Source organism: Methylobacterium sp. ARG-1, from assembly GCF_001262595.1.
In the GTDB taxonomy this organism is placed as follows: domain Bacteria; phylum Pseudomonadota; class Alphaproteobacteria; order Rhizobiales; family Beijerinckiaceae; genus Methylobacterium; species Methylobacterium brachiatum.
In genome coordinates, this window is sequence record NZ_LHCD01000027.1 from 21,365 (window position 1) to 36,276 (window position 14,912).

Annotated in this window: 14 protein-coding genes; 3 read left to right on the forward strand and 11 right to left on the reverse strand. The window is 71.0% G+C overall.

Translation table 11 applies throughout. From position 1 onward, the window contains the following. Positions 1-59 precede the first annotated feature (59 nt). The 5 genes from AKJ13_RS21380 to AKJ13_RS21400 all read right to left on the reverse strand — a co-directional run bounded on the left by AKJ13_RS21380 (position 60) and on the right by AKJ13_RS21400 (position 4,597). Positions 60-992, reverse strand: coding sequence for an HlyD family secretion protein (locus tag AKJ13_RS21380; protein ID WP_050735178.1), 933 nt, complete (start codon positions 990-992; stop codon positions 60-62). Continuing rightward, entirely contained in the window at positions 989-1,198 is a 210-nt protein-coding gene (locus AKJ13_RS21385; RefSeq protein ID WP_050735179.1) for a DUF1656 domain-containing protein, read from the reverse strand. Before AKJ13_RS21385 ends, AKJ13_RS21380 begins: the two co-directional genes overlap by 4 nt. Beyond that, positions 1,195-3,231 carry an FUSC family protein gene (locus tag AKJ13_RS21390; protein WP_050735180.1) on the reverse strand — a complete coding sequence of 679 codons (2,037 nt, stop codon included), beginning with the start codon at positions 3,229-3,231 and terminating at the stop codon, positions 1,195-1,197. The genes AKJ13_RS21385 and AKJ13_RS21390 overlap by 4 nt, the downstream gene beginning before the upstream one ends. Continuing rightward, positions 3,228-3,713, reverse strand: coding sequence for a MarR family transcriptional regulator (locus tag AKJ13_RS21395; RefSeq protein ID WP_200905677.1), 486 nt, complete (start codon positions 3,711-3,713; stop codon positions 3,228-3,230). Before AKJ13_RS21395 ends, AKJ13_RS21390 begins: the two co-directional genes overlap by 4 nt. A 296-nt stretch (positions 3,714-4,009) precedes the next feature. After that, on the reverse strand, positions 4,010-4,597 hold the full coding sequence (locus AKJ13_RS21400) for a sugar O-acetyltransferase (protein ID WP_050735231.1): 588 nt from the start codon (positions 4,595-4,597) through the stop codon (positions 4,010-4,012). 169 nt (positions 4,598-4,766) lie between these two features. Between AKJ13_RS21400 and AKJ13_RS21405 the strand changes: the two genes are divergently transcribed. After that, positions 4,767-5,321, forward strand: coding sequence for a TetR family transcriptional regulator (locus AKJ13_RS21405; RefSeq protein ID WP_050735181.1), 555 nt, complete (start codon positions 4,767-4,769; stop codon positions 5,319-5,321). A gap of 33 nt (positions 5,322-5,354) precedes the next feature. Here the strand turns inward: AKJ13_RS21405 and AKJ13_RS21410 are convergent, their stop codons facing one another. Further along, positions 5,355-6,014 carry a response regulator transcription factor gene (locus AKJ13_RS21410; RefSeq protein ID WP_050735182.1) on the reverse strand — a complete coding sequence of 220 codons (660 nt, stop codon included), beginning with the start codon at positions 6,012-6,014 and terminating at the stop codon, positions 5,355-5,357. Positions 6,015-6,152: 138 nt separating this feature from the next. Beyond that, positions 6,153-6,710: a TetR/AcrR family transcriptional regulator gene (locus AKJ13_RS21415; RefSeq protein WP_050735232.1), complete on the reverse strand. Its 558-nt coding sequence runs from the start codon at positions 6,708-6,710 to the stop codon at positions 6,153-6,155. 108 nt (positions 6,711-6,818) lie between these two features. Here AKJ13_RS21415 and AKJ13_RS21420 point away from each other — a divergent pair, with 108 nt between their 5' ends. Continuing rightward, on the forward strand, positions 6,819-7,607 hold the full coding sequence (locus AKJ13_RS21420) for an SDR family oxidoreductase (RefSeq protein ID WP_050735183.1): 789 nt from the start codon (positions 6,819-6,821) through the stop codon (positions 7,605-7,607). On the opposite strand, the gene AKJ13_RS21425 is transcribed toward AKJ13_RS21420, so the two are convergent. After that, complete coding sequence (locus AKJ13_RS21425; RefSeq protein WP_082317054.1) at positions 7,589-8,548, reverse strand: LysR family transcriptional regulator; 960 nt, start codon at positions 8,546-8,548, stop codon at positions 7,589-7,591. The two genes, AKJ13_RS21420 and AKJ13_RS21425, sit on opposite strands and share 19 nt — an antisense overlap. A 107-nt stretch (positions 8,549-8,655) precedes the next feature. Between AKJ13_RS21425 and AKJ13_RS21430 the strand changes: the two genes are divergently transcribed. Further along, positions 8,656-9,651 (forward strand): aldo/keto reductase, encoded by a 996-nt coding sequence (locus tag AKJ13_RS21430; RefSeq protein WP_050735184.1) that lies wholly within the window; start codon positions 8,656-8,658, stop codon positions 9,649-9,651. Between the two features lie 23 nt (positions 9,652-9,674). Here AKJ13_RS21430 and AKJ13_RS21435 read toward each other — a convergent pair whose 3' ends face one another. The 3 genes from AKJ13_RS21435 to AKJ13_RS21445 form a co-directional block, all read right to left on the reverse strand. Beyond that, entirely contained in the window at positions 9,675-10,835 is a 1,161-nt protein-coding gene (locus AKJ13_RS21435) for a M20 family metallopeptidase (protein WP_050735185.1), read from the reverse strand. A 354-nt stretch (positions 10,836-11,189) separates the two neighbouring features. Then, on the reverse strand, positions 11,190-12,650 hold the full coding sequence (locus AKJ13_RS21440) for a peptidase (protein ID WP_064774652.1): 1,461 nt from the start codon (positions 12,648-12,650) through the stop codon (positions 11,190-11,192). Then, positions 12,647-14,830 carry a TonB-dependent siderophore receptor gene (locus tag AKJ13_RS21445; RefSeq protein ID WP_050735187.1) on the reverse strand — a complete coding sequence of 728 codons (2,184 nt, stop codon included), beginning with the start codon at positions 14,828-14,830 and terminating at the stop codon, positions 12,647-12,649. The genes AKJ13_RS21440 and AKJ13_RS21445 overlap by 4 nt, the downstream gene beginning before the upstream one ends. Between the last annotated feature and the right edge of the window lie 82 nt (positions 14,831-14,912).

Genomic DNA, 14,912 nt, shown 5'->3' on the forward strand with positions numbered 1-14,912 from the left:
TCCTCTGGCTGGATCGCTCGGATCCCGTGGCAGGCAAACCCCGGCGCCGCCGGAATGGTTCAGCGGGCCAGCGCCGCGCGCCACCCGGTCCAGGGCCAGCGCAGGCTCGGGTCGGGTTTGCCGTCCGCGGGGGTGATCGCCACGGTGGCGGTCCGGCCGCTGACGAGGCGTGGGTCGCTCGCCGCGCCGTCTAGCGCGATCCGCACCGGGATGCGCTGGGCGAGCCGCACCCAGGCGAAGGTCGGGTTGACGCTGGCCAGCAGGTTCGAGCCGTCGGTCCGGCCGGTCTCGGCGATGCCCCCGGCGATGCTCTCGACATGGCCGCGCAGCGGGTCGCCCTCGCCCATGAGCTGGATCGTCACCGGGGCGCCGACGCGGATGCGCGGCAGCTTGGTCTCCTCGAAATAGCCCTCGACCCGCAGGGTGTCGCGGTCGATCAGCGCCATCACGCCCCGGCCGGTGGTGACGTAGGCGCCGGGGCGCAACTCCATGTTGGCGATCCGGCCGTTGACCGAGGCGCGCACCGCCGACCGCTCCAGGTTGAGCTTGGCGAGGTCGCGGTCGGCCACGGCCTGCTCGTAGGCGGCCTTGGCGTTAAGGTCGGTGGCCCGGGCGGCCTCGACCTTCTGCTGCGAGACGGCCGCGTCGCTGAGCTTGTTGTACCGGGCGTAGTCGGCCGCGGCCTGCTCGGCCATGGCCTTGCGGCCCTCCACCAGGGCCTCGGCCTGTCGCAGGCCGAGACGGAACCGGTCCGGGTCGATCCGGAACAGCACGTCGCCCTTGCGGACGTTCTGGTTGTCCTCGACCAGCACCTCGGTGACGAGGCCGGACACGTCGGGCGCCACCGCGACCACGTCGGCCCGCACCCGCCCATCCCGGGTCCAGGGGGCGTTCATGTAATAATCCCACAGGGCGAGGCCGACGATCGCCGCCGCGGCGACCATGCCGAGCGTGACCGCCAGGCGGCCGACGAGGGAGAGCAGGCGGGTCATGACAGGATCCGATGGGCGAGGACGATCACGCCCCCGAGAAGCAGGACGTAGAGGGCGAGGTCGAAGAGCGGCCGGTGCCAGACCAGGCGGTGGAAGCCGGTCGCCGCGAGCAGGCGGCGCACGGGCACGCTGAGCAGGAAGGCCGCGACCATCCACAGGGCCAGGGTCGGCACGAACACGCCGTAGAGATCGAATTCGCCCCTCATGCCGCGATCTCCTGTGGGGCCGGGGCCCGATAGGCCGGCGCATCCGGGAAGAGGCCCCGGCGCAGACCGGTCAGGCCGATGAGCGCGGCCTTGCGCTCGGGCGAGTCCGTGGCTGCCGCGACGGCGTCAAGGCCGGCATCGAGGGCGGAGAGCAGTTCGGGACCGGGTACGGCCGCGCGGCTGCGGGTCTGCCGCGCGACCAGGGCGAGGACCTCGTCGATGCCGCGCCGCGCGCCGCTGGCGAGGCGCCGCCGGACCCGCCGGACCTCGACCAGGTTGATGCCCACCCGGACATCCGCCAGCAGGTCGCCGGCCGCCGCGGCATCGTCCGCCGGGATCGCGGCCAGACGCGGGGCGATCAGGCCGACTCGGTCGAGCATCAGCGCGGCGAGTTCGAGGCCGTGCCCCGCGCCGCCGCCCTCGGCGGCCGTGGCCAGGCTGCGCCGGTTGATCCGCAGCAGCCGGCGGGCGATCCGGCCCGCCCCGAGGGACCGGACCAGACGGATCACCACGGCGGCGATCCACATCCCGGCCACCGAGGCGAGCACCGAATTGGCGAAGGGCGCGAAATCGCCGGTGTAGCCGTTCTGGAGCGCGATCAGCGTCGCCCCGTTCACCGCCGCGCCCATCCCCATGGGCATCGTCCGGGGCTGGGTCATCATCAGCCCGCACAGGATGAGTGGCGGGGCGAGCGCCAGGGCGAGCATCTCGTAGGTGGTCACCACCGGCAGGACCGCGAACAGGTAGCAGCCGGCGACGATCGCGCCGACGATGGCCGAGTTGGCGAAGCCGAGGATTGGCTGGGCCGGATCGTCCAGGGCGGCGAACAGGCAGCAGGTCACCGCCGCCATCATCGGGGCCGCGGACCCGTCGGGCCAGCCGGTGCCGATCCAGACCGCGCAGCAGACCAGGATGCTGGCGAAGGCTCCGAAGGCCGAGAGCGCCGCCAGCCCGTGATCCCGATGCCGGACGCGATGGACCTGCGCCGTGTAGGTGAAGGCCAGCGGCGTCGGCGGCGTTCCGGCCATGAGGTGACCGCGCAGTGCCCGGAGATCAAGCCGCAGGTCGATCACGTCGCGCAGCCGCGCCGTCAGGCTCGCGAGCAGCAACGTGTTCCAGTCCGGAGCACGGCCCAGCGACGGCTCGACCGCGTCGACCCGCTCGCGCAGCCGAGCGGCCTGGACGGCACAATCCCCCTCCCCCGCCAGCCAGAGCGCGATGTCCGACAGGAGTGCCCGGACCCGTGCCGGCAGGGCGCCGGCCCGGTCGAGGGCGCAGACGCGGTCAGCCAACGCGGCGACGATCGGCAGGACCATCAGCATGTGCTGGCGCAAGGGCGCGAAGGCGGCGGCGGCGCGCTCGGCGCCGCTGGCCTCGTTCCGTAAGGCGAGCCCGAGCCCGTCCAGGGCGATGGCGTCCGAGGCGAGGCGCAGGCGCCGGGCCCGGCTGTCGTCGCCGCCCTGCGGGGCGCGGGCGCCGTTCAGCGCGGCGAGCGTCCATTCCCGCGCCTCCGCTAGCCAGAGGTCGAGGCGGCCGGCGATGACCGGCGCGGCCGATTGCGGCAGGACCAGCGTGGCCGCGAGACCGGCGCAGAGGATGCCCAGGGAGATTTCCTCCGCGCGGGCCACGGCGGTGTCGAAGATCGTCCCCGGGTCGTCGACCGCGGGAAAGCCGATCAGGGCCGCGGTGTAGCCGGCCAGCATCGGCAGGTAGCTCGCCGGCGTCCGGTCGAGGATCGCGACGTAGAGGCAGAGCGCCACCCAGAGCGCGATGGCGAGGCTGAGCAGGACCGGGGCGTTCACCAGGTTCGGCACCAGGACTACGCTCATCGCGGCGCCGAGCACGGTGCCGCAGACCCGGTAGATCGCTTTCGACCGCGTCGCTCCCGACAGGACCTGGCTGGTGATGTAGACCGTGCCCACCGCCCAATAGGGGCGCGGCAGGTCGATCCAGAGAGCCAGGAACAGGGCGAGCAGAGCCGCCGCGCAGGTCTTGAGGGCAAAGGCCCAGTCACGCCATCCGGGAAGGGTCACGCCGCCGACTCCCGCGTCGTCTCGCCCGGATCGCGGATGGGGGCCTGGAGCGCCGCGAAGACCCGGAGGCTCGCCTCCAGATCCGCAGCGCTGATCTCGGCAAAGAGGCGCGCCCGCAGGGTGGCGAGCTCGGTCTCGATCCGCGCGACCATCGCGCGCCCGCTCGCCGTCAGTGCGATCACCTTCGCGCGCCGGTCGGATGGATCCTCGCGGCGCACCACCAGCCCGGCGGCGGCCAACTGGTCGAGGAGCCGCACCAGCGACGGCCCCTCAATGCCCACCGCCTCCGCCAGAACGTTCTGGCGCGGCTCGCCGGCCAGCCGGCCGATCATCACCAGCGGATACGCGGTGGCGTCCGACAGGCCGTGAACCTCCGCGACCGCGTTGGCGGCGCGCCGCCAGGTGCGGGCACCGGTCTGCAGGGCGTGGGTATAGGCTTGCCGCAGGCGCATCAGCGCCTCGGGATCATCCGCGTTCGGCATGGGGCCGGGTCTCCCGCCGCGATAAGGCGATCGCGAGCGGTTAAGCTCACAAGCTTATAGATAGCACAACATCGATTTGCACGTGAACGAGTTTGGCGAGTTCTGGGTTGCGGTGCCTGCATGCCGGGTCCGGTCACCGCCGGGAATCGCCCGAAAGCGCTCCGTTACGCTTCGGCGAGTGCGACTGCTCCTTGGCACCGGGCTGATTGCGCGGCTGGGGTCGCTCCAACCCGGTCGCGCCGTACCCGTATCCCTTCAGCGCTTCAGGCGTCCGGAAGACCGGCGGGCGTCACGCTTCAGGGCGCGGAGCCATAGGATTGCCGCTCGTCGTCGCTGATCGGGCGGATGACCCGGCAGGGATTCCCGGCGGCCAGCACCCCGTCCGGGATGTCGCGGGTGACGACGCTGCCCGCGCCGACGACGGTGCGGGAGCCGATGGTCACGCCGGGCAGGATCAGCGCGCCGCCGCCGACCCAGACGTCCGAGCCGATCTCGATCGGCTTACCGTATTCCTGCACCCGCCGCAGCGCGGCGTTGGACGGGTGGAGCGGTGTCAGGATCTGAACGGCCGGGCCGAACAGCGTGAAGCTGCCGATCCGAACCCGGCAGACATCGAGGACCACGCAGTTGAAATTGAAATAGACCCGCTCGCCGAGCTCGATATTCGACCCGTAGTCGCAGAAGAACGGCGGCTGCATCCAGACCGTGTCGCCACCCGTCCCGAAGATCTGCTTGCACAGGTCGCGGCGGCGTTCCTCCTCGGTATCGCGCGTGGCGTTGAGCGCCTGGCAGAGATCCCGGATCCGGGCACGGGCCGCGACCAGCTCTGGGTCGAGCGCATCGTAAAGCTCGCCCGCCAGCATCTTCTCACGCTCGGTCCGCATCGGCATCCTCCCGGTCTTCGCGCTGCATCGATGCGGGGCCGGTACCGGTTGGCGTGCATCGGCGCCGGTGCGGCGCTTTCAAGCGCTCCCGGCGATGCGTACATATGTACGCATCGGATGCGGATGCCAACCGTCGCCCGGCGGCGATGATCGTTTCCAGGAGTTCCGTGTGCCCCCGTCCCAGCGCCGCTACGACCCGGACCGCCGCGCCCGCATCGTCCAGGCGACCCTCGACGTGATCGCCGAGCACGGTGTCGCCGGAACGACGCATCGCCGGGTCGCGGCGGCGGCTGACGTGCCGCTCGGTTCGATGACCTACCATTTCACCGGCCTGGTCGAGCTGCTGACCGAGGCCTTCACCCTGCTGGCAGACACGGTCTCGGCGCGTTTCACGGAGCGGCTGGCCGCCGCCGCGAACCGCGCGGAGGCCTGCGAGGCCGTGGTCGACCTCGTCGTCGACGACAGCTGGGCGACGCCCCGGACCATGCTGTTGAGCTACGAACTCTACGCCTTCGCGGCCCGCAATCCGCCGCTGCGCCTGGTGATGCAGGCCTGGATGGAGAAGAGCCGCGCGGCCCTGCGGCAGCATTTCTCGGCCGACACCGCCAGGGTGCTGGATGCCATGATCGAGGGCCTGTCGATCCACCGTTCGGTGGATGTCGCGCCGATGGACCGCGCCGAAATCCGGGCGCTGGTCGGGCGTCTCGCCGGGGATGACGGCTGACGGGAAACTGTCCTGGCGGCGGAATCCCGTCCGTCAGGCCGGATGGGTGTTGTGGATCTGGTCGAAATCCAGGGCCGCCGTGTCGATCACGATCTGCGTCCGGCTAATCACCTCGAGCTTGCGCAGGATCTCCGAGACATGGGCCTTCACGGTCGAATCGCCGACCTGCAACTCGTGGGCGATCTGCTTGTTCAGCTTGCCCTGGCGGATCATCATCAGCACGCGCAATTGCTGCGGCGTGAGCCGGGCGAGGCGCTCGGCCAGGGGCTTCTTCTTGGCCTGCGGCGCCGGCGCGCTCGCGTCGGCGAGGCCGGGAGGCAGGAACAGGGCGCCGCTCATCACCTCGGTGATCGCCCGGGTCAGGGTGGTCTTGTCCATCGCCTTGGGCACGAAGCCGGCAGCCCCGTGCTGCAGGGCCTCGCGGACGATGCGCGGATCCTCGTGGCCGGACACGATCAGGATCGGGATGCGCGGGAAGCGGGCGCGGATCGTGATCAACCCGTCGAAGCCGGTGACGCCCCGCATGGACAGGTCGAGCAGCGTGAGGTCGATGCTGCGGTTCTCGGCCAGCACCGCGCAGGCGGGCTCGATCCCGTCGGCCTCGTGCAGGACGGCGTCCGGATGGGCCAGGCGGATCGTGGCCGCCATGGCATCACGGAACAGCGGGTGGTCGTCGACGATCAGGAGATGCACGGACGGGGCGGTTTCTTGCTCGAGATCCAGCTTCGAGGCCCGCTGGATGCCTGAAAACTGATCGATGCGGCCCCGCTGCGCAAGCGGGTGCTGAACTTGCCGCCCCTGTGCCCCATCCGGGCCCCTGCACGCGCCGGCTCACTCGGCCGACGTGGAGGGTAAGGCCCGGTCGATCCAGGCACGGGTCTGCGCCAGGACCTCGTCGGAGAGCGCCGGATCGTCGCTCATCCGGGCCAGGATCATCGCCCCGACCATGGCGGCCCAGCTCCCGATCGCGGCCTGGCGGGCGCCCTCGGCCCCCGCGGCACCGTCGGCGAGCCGGGCGATCTGCCGGCGCAGGCCCTCGGTCATCGCCGCCCGAGCCTCCGGCGCCTGCCGGATCGTGTCGCTGGCGAGCGCCGCCACCGGGCAGCCGCTCGCCGGATCGTCGCGATGGGCGGGACTGAGATAGCGCGCCGCGAAAGCCCGCAGCACCAGGGGCCCCGGCTCCGACGCCACCACGAGTTCGGCCAGCGCGGCGGCGATCAGATCGTCCTTCGACCGGAAATGGCCGTAGAACCCGCCATGGGTGAGGCCGGCCTCTCGCATTACCTCCGCGACCGTCACGGCTTCGAAGCCGCGGTCGCGGAACAGCCGCCCGGCCGCGTCGAGGATCCGACGCCGGTTCTCGCCCATCTGCTCGCGGCTGACCTTCATGTGCGCAATCTCACGCCTCTGGGACAGGGTCGGCTTGACCCCATTCATGATCGCCATCATGTTTGCATTACATGATAGCGATCATGTTTAGAGATAGGGATCTCCCCCATGTCCAGCAAGCCTGCCATCCTGATCACCGGCGCCTCCTCGGGCATCGGCGCGGTCTACGCCGACCGCTTCGCCCGGCGCGGCCATGACCTCGTCCTCGTCGCCCGGGACGCCAACCGCCTCGAGGCCCTGGCCGAGCGCCTGCGCCGGGAGGCCGGCGTCGCGGTCGACATCGTCCAGGCCGACCTGACCCAGCCGGCTGACCTCGCCGCGGTCGAGACGCGCCTGCGCGCGGATGCCCGGATCGGCGTGCTGGTGAACAATGCCGGCGCCGCGTTGAACGGCAGCTTCGTCGGCCAAGGCCCGGATCAAATCAGCAACCTGATCGCCCTCAACGTCACGGCCCTGACCCGCCTCGCCGCCGCGGTCGCCCCGCGCTTTGCGGCTGAAGGCACCGGCACCATCGTCAATATTGGCTCGGTGGTCGGCTTCGCCCCGGAATTCGGCATGGCGGTCTACGGTGCCACCAAGGCCTTCGTGCAGTATCTCAGCCAGGCGCTCCACATCGAGCTCGGGCCGAAGGGCGTCTACGTGCAGGCGGTCCTGCCGGCCGCGACCCGGACGGAGATCTGGCAGCGCGCCGGCATCGACGTGAACGCCCTGCCGGCGGTCATGGAGACCGGCGCTCTGGTCGACGCCGCGCTCGCCGGCTTCGACCGACGTGAGACCGTCACCATCCCGCCCCTGCCCGATGCTGCGCAGTGGGACGCCTATGATCGGGCGCGGACCGCGATGATCCCCAATCTTGGCCAGGTCCAGCCGGCGGAGCGCTACCGCACCGCCGCGTGAGGTGGCTCGGGGGCGGTGCGCTCACACAACCGCCCCTGGCGCCCGGGCGCCCACCCCTCGGCCCGCACGGCATCGAGGAAGGCCCGCAGCACCGGCCGCATCAGCCGGCGGCTCGGGTAGTAGAGGAAGAAGCCGGGGAAGCGCGGGCACCAATCCTCCAGCATGCGGACCAGGCGGCCGGAGGCGAGGTCGTCACTCACCTGCGCCTCGAACAGGTAGGCGAGGCCGGCGCCCATCCGGGCCGCCTCGGCGACCAGCCGCATATCGTCGAGGATCAGGTTTCCCGAGACCGAGACGGCCACGGCCGCGCCGTCCTTCTCGAGTTCCCAGCGGAACAGGGCGCCGCCGGCGAAACGCCGGTTGATACAGATGTGTTCGTGCAAATCCTGCGGCGTGAGCGGCCGTGGACGCTGTGCGAGATAGGACGGCGCCGCCACGATGGCCGCGCATTGGGCGGGGCCGAGCGGCACCGCGATCATGTCCCGCTCCAGGCTCTCCTCGAAGCGGACGCCGGCGTCGAACCCCTCGGCCACGATGTCGCGCAGGTCGTCCTGAGCCCGGATCTCGATCGCGACATCGGGATGCGCGCGGGTGAACGACGCCGCGAGCGGCAGCATCAGCATCTCGGCGGCCGAGTGCGGAACCGAGAAGCGCAGGGTCCCCGAGAGCCGCTTCTGCGAGGCGGTGGCGGCCTCGACCGCCTCGTCGATCGCCGCCAGCGCCGGTTCGAGCCCCGCGAGCAGCCGCCGGCCGGCCTCGGTCGGCGCGACGCTGCGCGTGGTCCGAGCCAGGATCCGGATGCCCAGGCTCGCTTCCAGGCCGTTGATCGCGTGGCTCACCGCCGACACGGACAGGCCGAGATCGCGGGCCGCCCCGCGAAAGCTGCGGCGCGCCGCGACGGCGGCGAAGATCGCCAGGGCGGGAAGGTCGGTGCGTCTCACTGTTGAACCGGATAGGACAGGTTGCGCCGTCAAATACGTATTATCCTATCGCGGCCCTCTGCGCAGAGTCCCGGCGGCTTCGGCCTGGGGACTCACGGGGGAATCACATGCAGCAGCGTCGACTCGGTTCCGAACTCTCCGTCTCCGCCATCGGCCTCGGCTGCATGGGCATGAGCTACGCCTATGGCGGCCAGCCGGAGGCGGAGGCCATCGCCACGCTGCACTGGGCGGTCGAGCGTGGCATCACCTTCTTCGACACCGCCGAGATGTACGGCCCGTTCGAGAACGAGAAGTTGGTCGGGAAGGCGTTGGCGCCGTTCCGCGATCGGGTCGTCATCGCCACCAAGTTCGGCTTCAAGATCACCGAGACCGGCCAGGGCCGGGACCGGATCGTCGGCGTCGACAGCCGCCCCGAGCATGTCCGCGCCGTCTGCGACGCCTCGCTGCGGCGCCTTGGCGTCGCGGTCATCGACCTGTTCTACCAGCACCGGGTCGATCCGGCGGTGCCGATCGAGGACACGGTCGGCGCGATGGCGGATCTCGTGCGCGCCGGCAAGGTGCGGGCGCTCGGCCTGTCCGAGGCCGGCGCCGCCACGATCCGGCGCGCCCACGCGGTCCATCCCATCGCCGTGGTGCAGAGCGAGTATTCCCTGTGGAGCCGCGATCCGGAGGCCGCGGTGCTGCCGACCTGCGTCGAGCTCGGCATCGGCTTCGTCCCCTACAGCCCCCTCGGGCGCGGCCTGCTCACCGGGGCGATCCGCGACCGCGGCAGCCTCGCGGTCGACGATTTCCGCCGGACCCTGCCGCGCTTCGAGGCGGAGAACCTCGCGGCCAATCAAAGGCTGATCGACGCGCTGGCGACCTTGGCGGCCGACAAGGGCGTCACGCCCGCGCAGCTCGCTTTAGCCTGGGTGCTACACCGGGGCGACGGCATCGTGCCGATCCCGGGCGCCCGCAAGATCCGGCACCTCGAGGAGAACGCCGCCGCCGCGGAGATCGCGCTGAGTGCGGACGACCTCGCCGCGATCGATGCCGCGATGCCGCCCGAGGCGGTCAGCGGCCGCCGCTACACCGACGCCGCCCTGGCGCTGGTGGACGGCTGAACGCGGTCCGGAAAGCCGGCGCCTCAAGCCGTCGCGGCCGCCGCGACGGTCTCGGCGATGGCCCGCGCCCGCGGGACGAGGCTCGCGACCTCGAGATATTCCTCGGGCGAGTGGGCCTTGCCGCCGACCGGGCCGACCGCGCAGAGCGTCGGGCACCCGACGCTTGCGGTGAAGCCGGAATCGGCGCAGCCGCCGGCGAACTCGCCCGTGATTTGGGCGCCATGCTGCGCGCTGACCCGCGCGTAGGTCTCGAACAGCGCCCGCGAGCCCTCGTCCTGCACCAGGGGCAGGAACTCGCCCTTGATGGTCAGCTGCGCGCGGGTCTCGGGCCCATGCGTGTCGGCCACGATCGCGGCGATCCGGTTCATGGCGTCGTCACGGTCGGGCGGGGCGACGTAGCGCAGGTCGATTTCGCAGATCGCCCGGGGCGCCACGGTGTTGACCGACTGGCCGCCCGAGATCAGCCCGACATTCACCGTGATGCCGCGGTCGAGATCGGTGATCGCGTGGAGCGCGATGATCTTGTGGGCGAGCGCCCCGATGGCGCTGCGCCCCTCGGCGTAGTTGCCGCCGGAATGGGCGGCCCTGCCCAGGACCTCCAGATGCATGAATACGCCGCCCTTGCGGCCGGTGACGACGTTGCCGGTCGGGCGGCCGGGCTCTGCGTTCAGCACCGCGCGGGCGCCGCGGGCAGTCTCCTCGATGATCGGCCGGCAAGCCGGCGAGCCGATCTCCTCGTCGCTGGTGAACAGGCCGACCAGGGGCACTGGCGCGCCGCCGGCTCTGTGGAAGGCCGCCAGCACGAAGGCGTTCATCACTAGCCCGGCCTTCATGTCGGCGACACCCGGCCCGTAGGCGCGGCCCTCCGCGATCCGGAACGGCCGGTGGGCGACCTCGCCCTTCGGGAAGACGGTGTCGCGGTGGCCCATCAGCACGATCGGCCGGTTGGCCCCCCCGGACCCGGCGACCTGGGCCTTGAGCGCGTCGCCGTAATCCTCCACCGGGATGGTGGTGACCGAGACGCCGTGCTCGGCCAGGAAGAACGCGATGCGGGCGCCCACCGCATCGACCCCGGCCTTGTCGTAGGAGCCGGAATCGATGTTCACCAGCTCCTCGAGCAGGGCCAGCATCGCGCCCTCCTGTCCTTCCAGCCAGCGGATCGCGGCGGCGTCTTTTTCGGTCATCGAACTGTGCTCGGCAAAAATGGCGGGTGAAAACAGCCCTCGAAATCCATCATTCCACGTCTTCGCCCCGGCTTGAAGCGACGCATATTCTGGCGTTGGGTCGGCGCGCCAGCATTACGGTCGCCGCCGGGGGCTGTCCGCGCCGCACTCATGATGTCCGCCCCGGCGCAAGCGCCCAGGGTTTTTCCGCTCATCTGCGAGCAGCTTGGTGAGCTGACGGGAGGTCCATGTCACAAGGCTAGCCATGCCGCCCGTACAGGGCGGGCGGCAACAAATCTATGGCTGTTCAGTCCGAACTCCGCGTCGCGGGCCTAGAATGGCGGTGGGGGTTGCTGAGCTATCACGCGCCTCCGCTCACCGAACCCGCGTCGAGAAACGCCGGCCCAGCCTTCTCCAGCCCGCGGCGAGGCCGGTAAGCGCGATCCCGGCGGCGAGCAGGTTCAGGAGCCATTGCGCGGCGTCACGCAGAGCGGGACGGCCGGTCAGAATCGGCAGGTCGAGGCGGTGGAGGGCGTCGAACAGCCAGCGGTTGATGCGGCCCGAGCGGTCGAGGCGCTGGAGGATCGTGCCGTCGCGCGGGTCGATGTAGAGCCAGGTGGCGGCCCGGTCGTCGAAGCGCAGGCGCAGAACCGGCAGGGGCCGCGGGTCCGCCCCGTGCGGGTACCAGTAGGCGTCGTAATCGGCGAGTTCCCGGGCCGCCCGGAGGTGCCCGTCGGGAATCGCCGCGCCGGCGGCCTTCGCCAGGGTAGCGGTGTCGGGACCGGGGGCACCGTCGGGGGAGCGGACGTGCAGGTTGACCGGCGTCTCGGCGACCAGCCACCAGCGGCCGCCGAGGGCGGTGAAGTGCAGGGACCGGGCGTCCAGTCCGGCGAGATCGGGGAGCCGACCGGCATCGACGCCGATGGCGCCGGGCGTCCCGGCATAGGCGGCGCTCAGCCCCGCGGGCGGAATGCTCGACGCGAACCAGCGGTTCGGGTTCATGGAGATCCAGCCGCTCACGATGAACGCCCCGAGCCCGAGCCCGCCCGCGAGGCCGAACAGGTGGTGCCAGCGCGCCAGCCCGCGATAGGGCGTCACGGCGCCCCTGGCGTAGCGGCGGCGCAGGCGCAAGCGCCAGATCCCGATGGCGAGGCCGCTGAGCGCGCTCAGGGCGGCGAGCCCCGAGAGCCAGAGCAGGACCGTGCGCCACAGCTCTGCCCGGGCGCGCAAAGGTGTCAGGTAGATCCAGTGCGGCACCGAGCCGAGCCAGTTCCAGGCGCGCTCGAACCGGGTCGTGTCGAGGGCGATCTCGCCGGTGACCTGCGAGACGTAGAGCTCGATCCCTGCGGGATCGCCGAGCGCGATCTTGTGGAACGGCCGGAGCGGGTCGTAGCGGGCGGTGACGGTCCACTGGTCCCGCTCCACCGGCTCGACGCGGGCGCCCGGCCGGTCCCCGGCGGCGAGCCGCAGGGCCGCCTCCGCGTCGACCGGGCCGAGCCGCGTGCCAGTCCGACCCGAGACCGTCGCTCGCGCCCCGTCGCGGCCGGTGATCCGGTAGACCGGCTCGGCGCCGCGCATCTCCAGGGAAAACGCCGCCGGCACGCCCGCGATGCCGCCGGCCGCGAGCGCCGCATCCGGCGCGACCGCGACCTCGCCCCAGGCGATCGGCGCGAGGCGTGCGAGGCGCTCAGGCGGCGTGAGCACCGGGAACGGCACGTAGAGCATCACCAGCCCGGAGCCGATCCAGAGCGCGAAGAACAGGGCCGTCGCGATCCCGGCCCAGCGGTGGAACAGCAGCAGCCAGCGTCGGACCGCCTGTCCGATCCAGCGCCTCACCAAGCCACCGTGTAGGCGAGCTCCACCGAGCGCGGCCGGCCCAGCAGCCAGTTGGTGCCGACGCCGTTCACGGCGTTGCCGCTGATCGCGTAGACCTTGTCGAACAGGTTGTAGACCCGCAGGCTCAGGCGCGAATCCACCGTGACCTGATGGTCGAGCACGAGGTTGACCAGGTTGTAGGCCGGTCGTCGGGCCGTGTTCGCGAAGTCGCTGTAGACCTGGCCGACGTTCTGGAGCCCGACCCGGGCGGTCCAGTCCCGGGAGACGTCCCAGGTCAGCCATAAATTGGCGACGCGCTCGGGCACGTCGATCGGCTGGTTGCCGGCATACGAGACGGTGGCGCCGTTCACGCTCTGGTCGAAAGCGTCGTATTGCGCGTGCAGCAGCGCGAGGTTGCCGTCGAGCCGCCAGCCCGGGGCGAAGTGCCAGCCCAGCGCCAGCTCGAAGCCCTGCGAGGATTGGCTCCCGACCTGGGTCGACAGGGTCGGCTGGCCCGGCACGGCGGAGATCAGGTTGTCCTTGACGATCCGGTAGCCGGCCACCGTCCATTCGAGGGCGCCGTCGAAGGCCAGCCCCTTGGCGCCGATCTCGACCTGCGTGCCGGTGGCGAGCTGGAATCCCGCCAGCGACTGGTTGAGCGTGATGAGGCTGTTCACCGGGTCGGTGGCGAAGCTGTACTGCGCGTAGAGGGCGCTGTCCGGCGTCGGGTTGTAGACCAGGCCGAACCGGTAACCGAGGGCGCGGTAGGTTTTTTCGAACTGCGATCCACTCTGCAAATCCTCGCGCTGGAGCGTCGGCACATCGAGGCGCATGCCGGTGAGGAACGAGAGCTTGTCGGACAGGATCACCCGGTCCTCGGCGAAGACCGAGGCCTGGCTGGTCTGCGTGGCGTAGGCCGGCCGCGCCCGCCCGTTCTGCGGGAAGTAGCCCGGATCGTAACCGGTCAGCGGCACGCTGGTAATCTGGTCGAAGTAGAAATTGTTCGTGTGGCGGAAGTCGATGTGGTTCACGTCGAACCCGACCGCGAACGCGTTCGGCAGGCCGAACAGGCTGCCCTTGACGCTGGCGTCGAGGCGATTCCCGACCTGTTCCTGGCTGTGATAGATCTCGAGGTAATCGCCGCGATCGACCAGTCCCGTCCCGCGATTGTAGCTGTATTGCTCGGTATCGAGCCAGTGCCGCCGGCTGGTGAGCCGATAGGCGGTGTTGCGCACGATGATGTCGGCCGAGGGCGTCCACTCGGTCTTGAACTGGGTCCAGTTATCCGCCCAGGTGATCTTCGCGTCGCGGACGTTGTAGTTGTTGAACCGGATCAGGTCCGGGATTCTGCCTTCGACCAGGGGCGTGCCCCAGTAGCGCGCCGGCTCCTGGTAGCCGAGATCGTGGCTCACCGTGAAGGCGAGGTCCGGGCTCGGCTGGAACAGCAGGGCGGCCGAGACCGCGAGGTTGCGGAAATCGCCCTCGGGCCGGATCCAGCCGTCCGCACGGTTGCCGCTGACGTTCAGGCGATACGCGAAGGTCTCGCCGAATTCCTCCCGGCCGAGCGCCCCACCCGAATCCAGCGCGAGCCGCGCAACGCCGTCGGTGCCGATCACCGCGCGGGCCACGTTGATCGGCACGAAGACCGGCTTCTTGGGCACGACGTTGATGACGCCGCCGATGGCGCCGTCGCCGTAGAGCACCGAGGACGGCCCGCGCAGCACCTCGATGCGCTCGACGTTCCAGGTGTCGAACGGGAACGTGACCGTGTTGGCGCCGACATAGAAGCGGGTGCCGTCGTAGAGCTGCTGGATCGAGTTCGGCCCCGCGAAGCCGCGGGCGGTGAACGCGCCGTTGCCGTTGCCCGGCGCCGCGATCGTGGTGATGCCGGTCGCGTCCTGCGTCACCGCCTCGGCGATCGTGTCCTGGCCGCGCAGCCGCGCGGTCTCGCCGGACACGATGTCGACGCTCGCGGGCGTCTCCAGCGGTGTCAGGCCGAGCCGGCTCGCGGTCCGGTCGGGGGTGCGCAGGTTCAGCCCGGTCGGGGCGGCCCGGGTCAGGCTGACGCCGCCCTCCCCCTCGACGGAGAGCTGATCGAGGGCGACGCTCTCCTGGGACGCGGCCGGGCTCGCCAAGAGGGTGAGGAGGGCTCCGCAGAGCGGCGCGCGCCGGCTGCGGAGAGGATTTTTTGGTCGGGACATGGCGTGCGTGGATCCATGCGCGGCGGCCGCCGGCCCGGATGTCCTATAAGCAATGTTATAACATTGCTATCCGTGTCGGCCG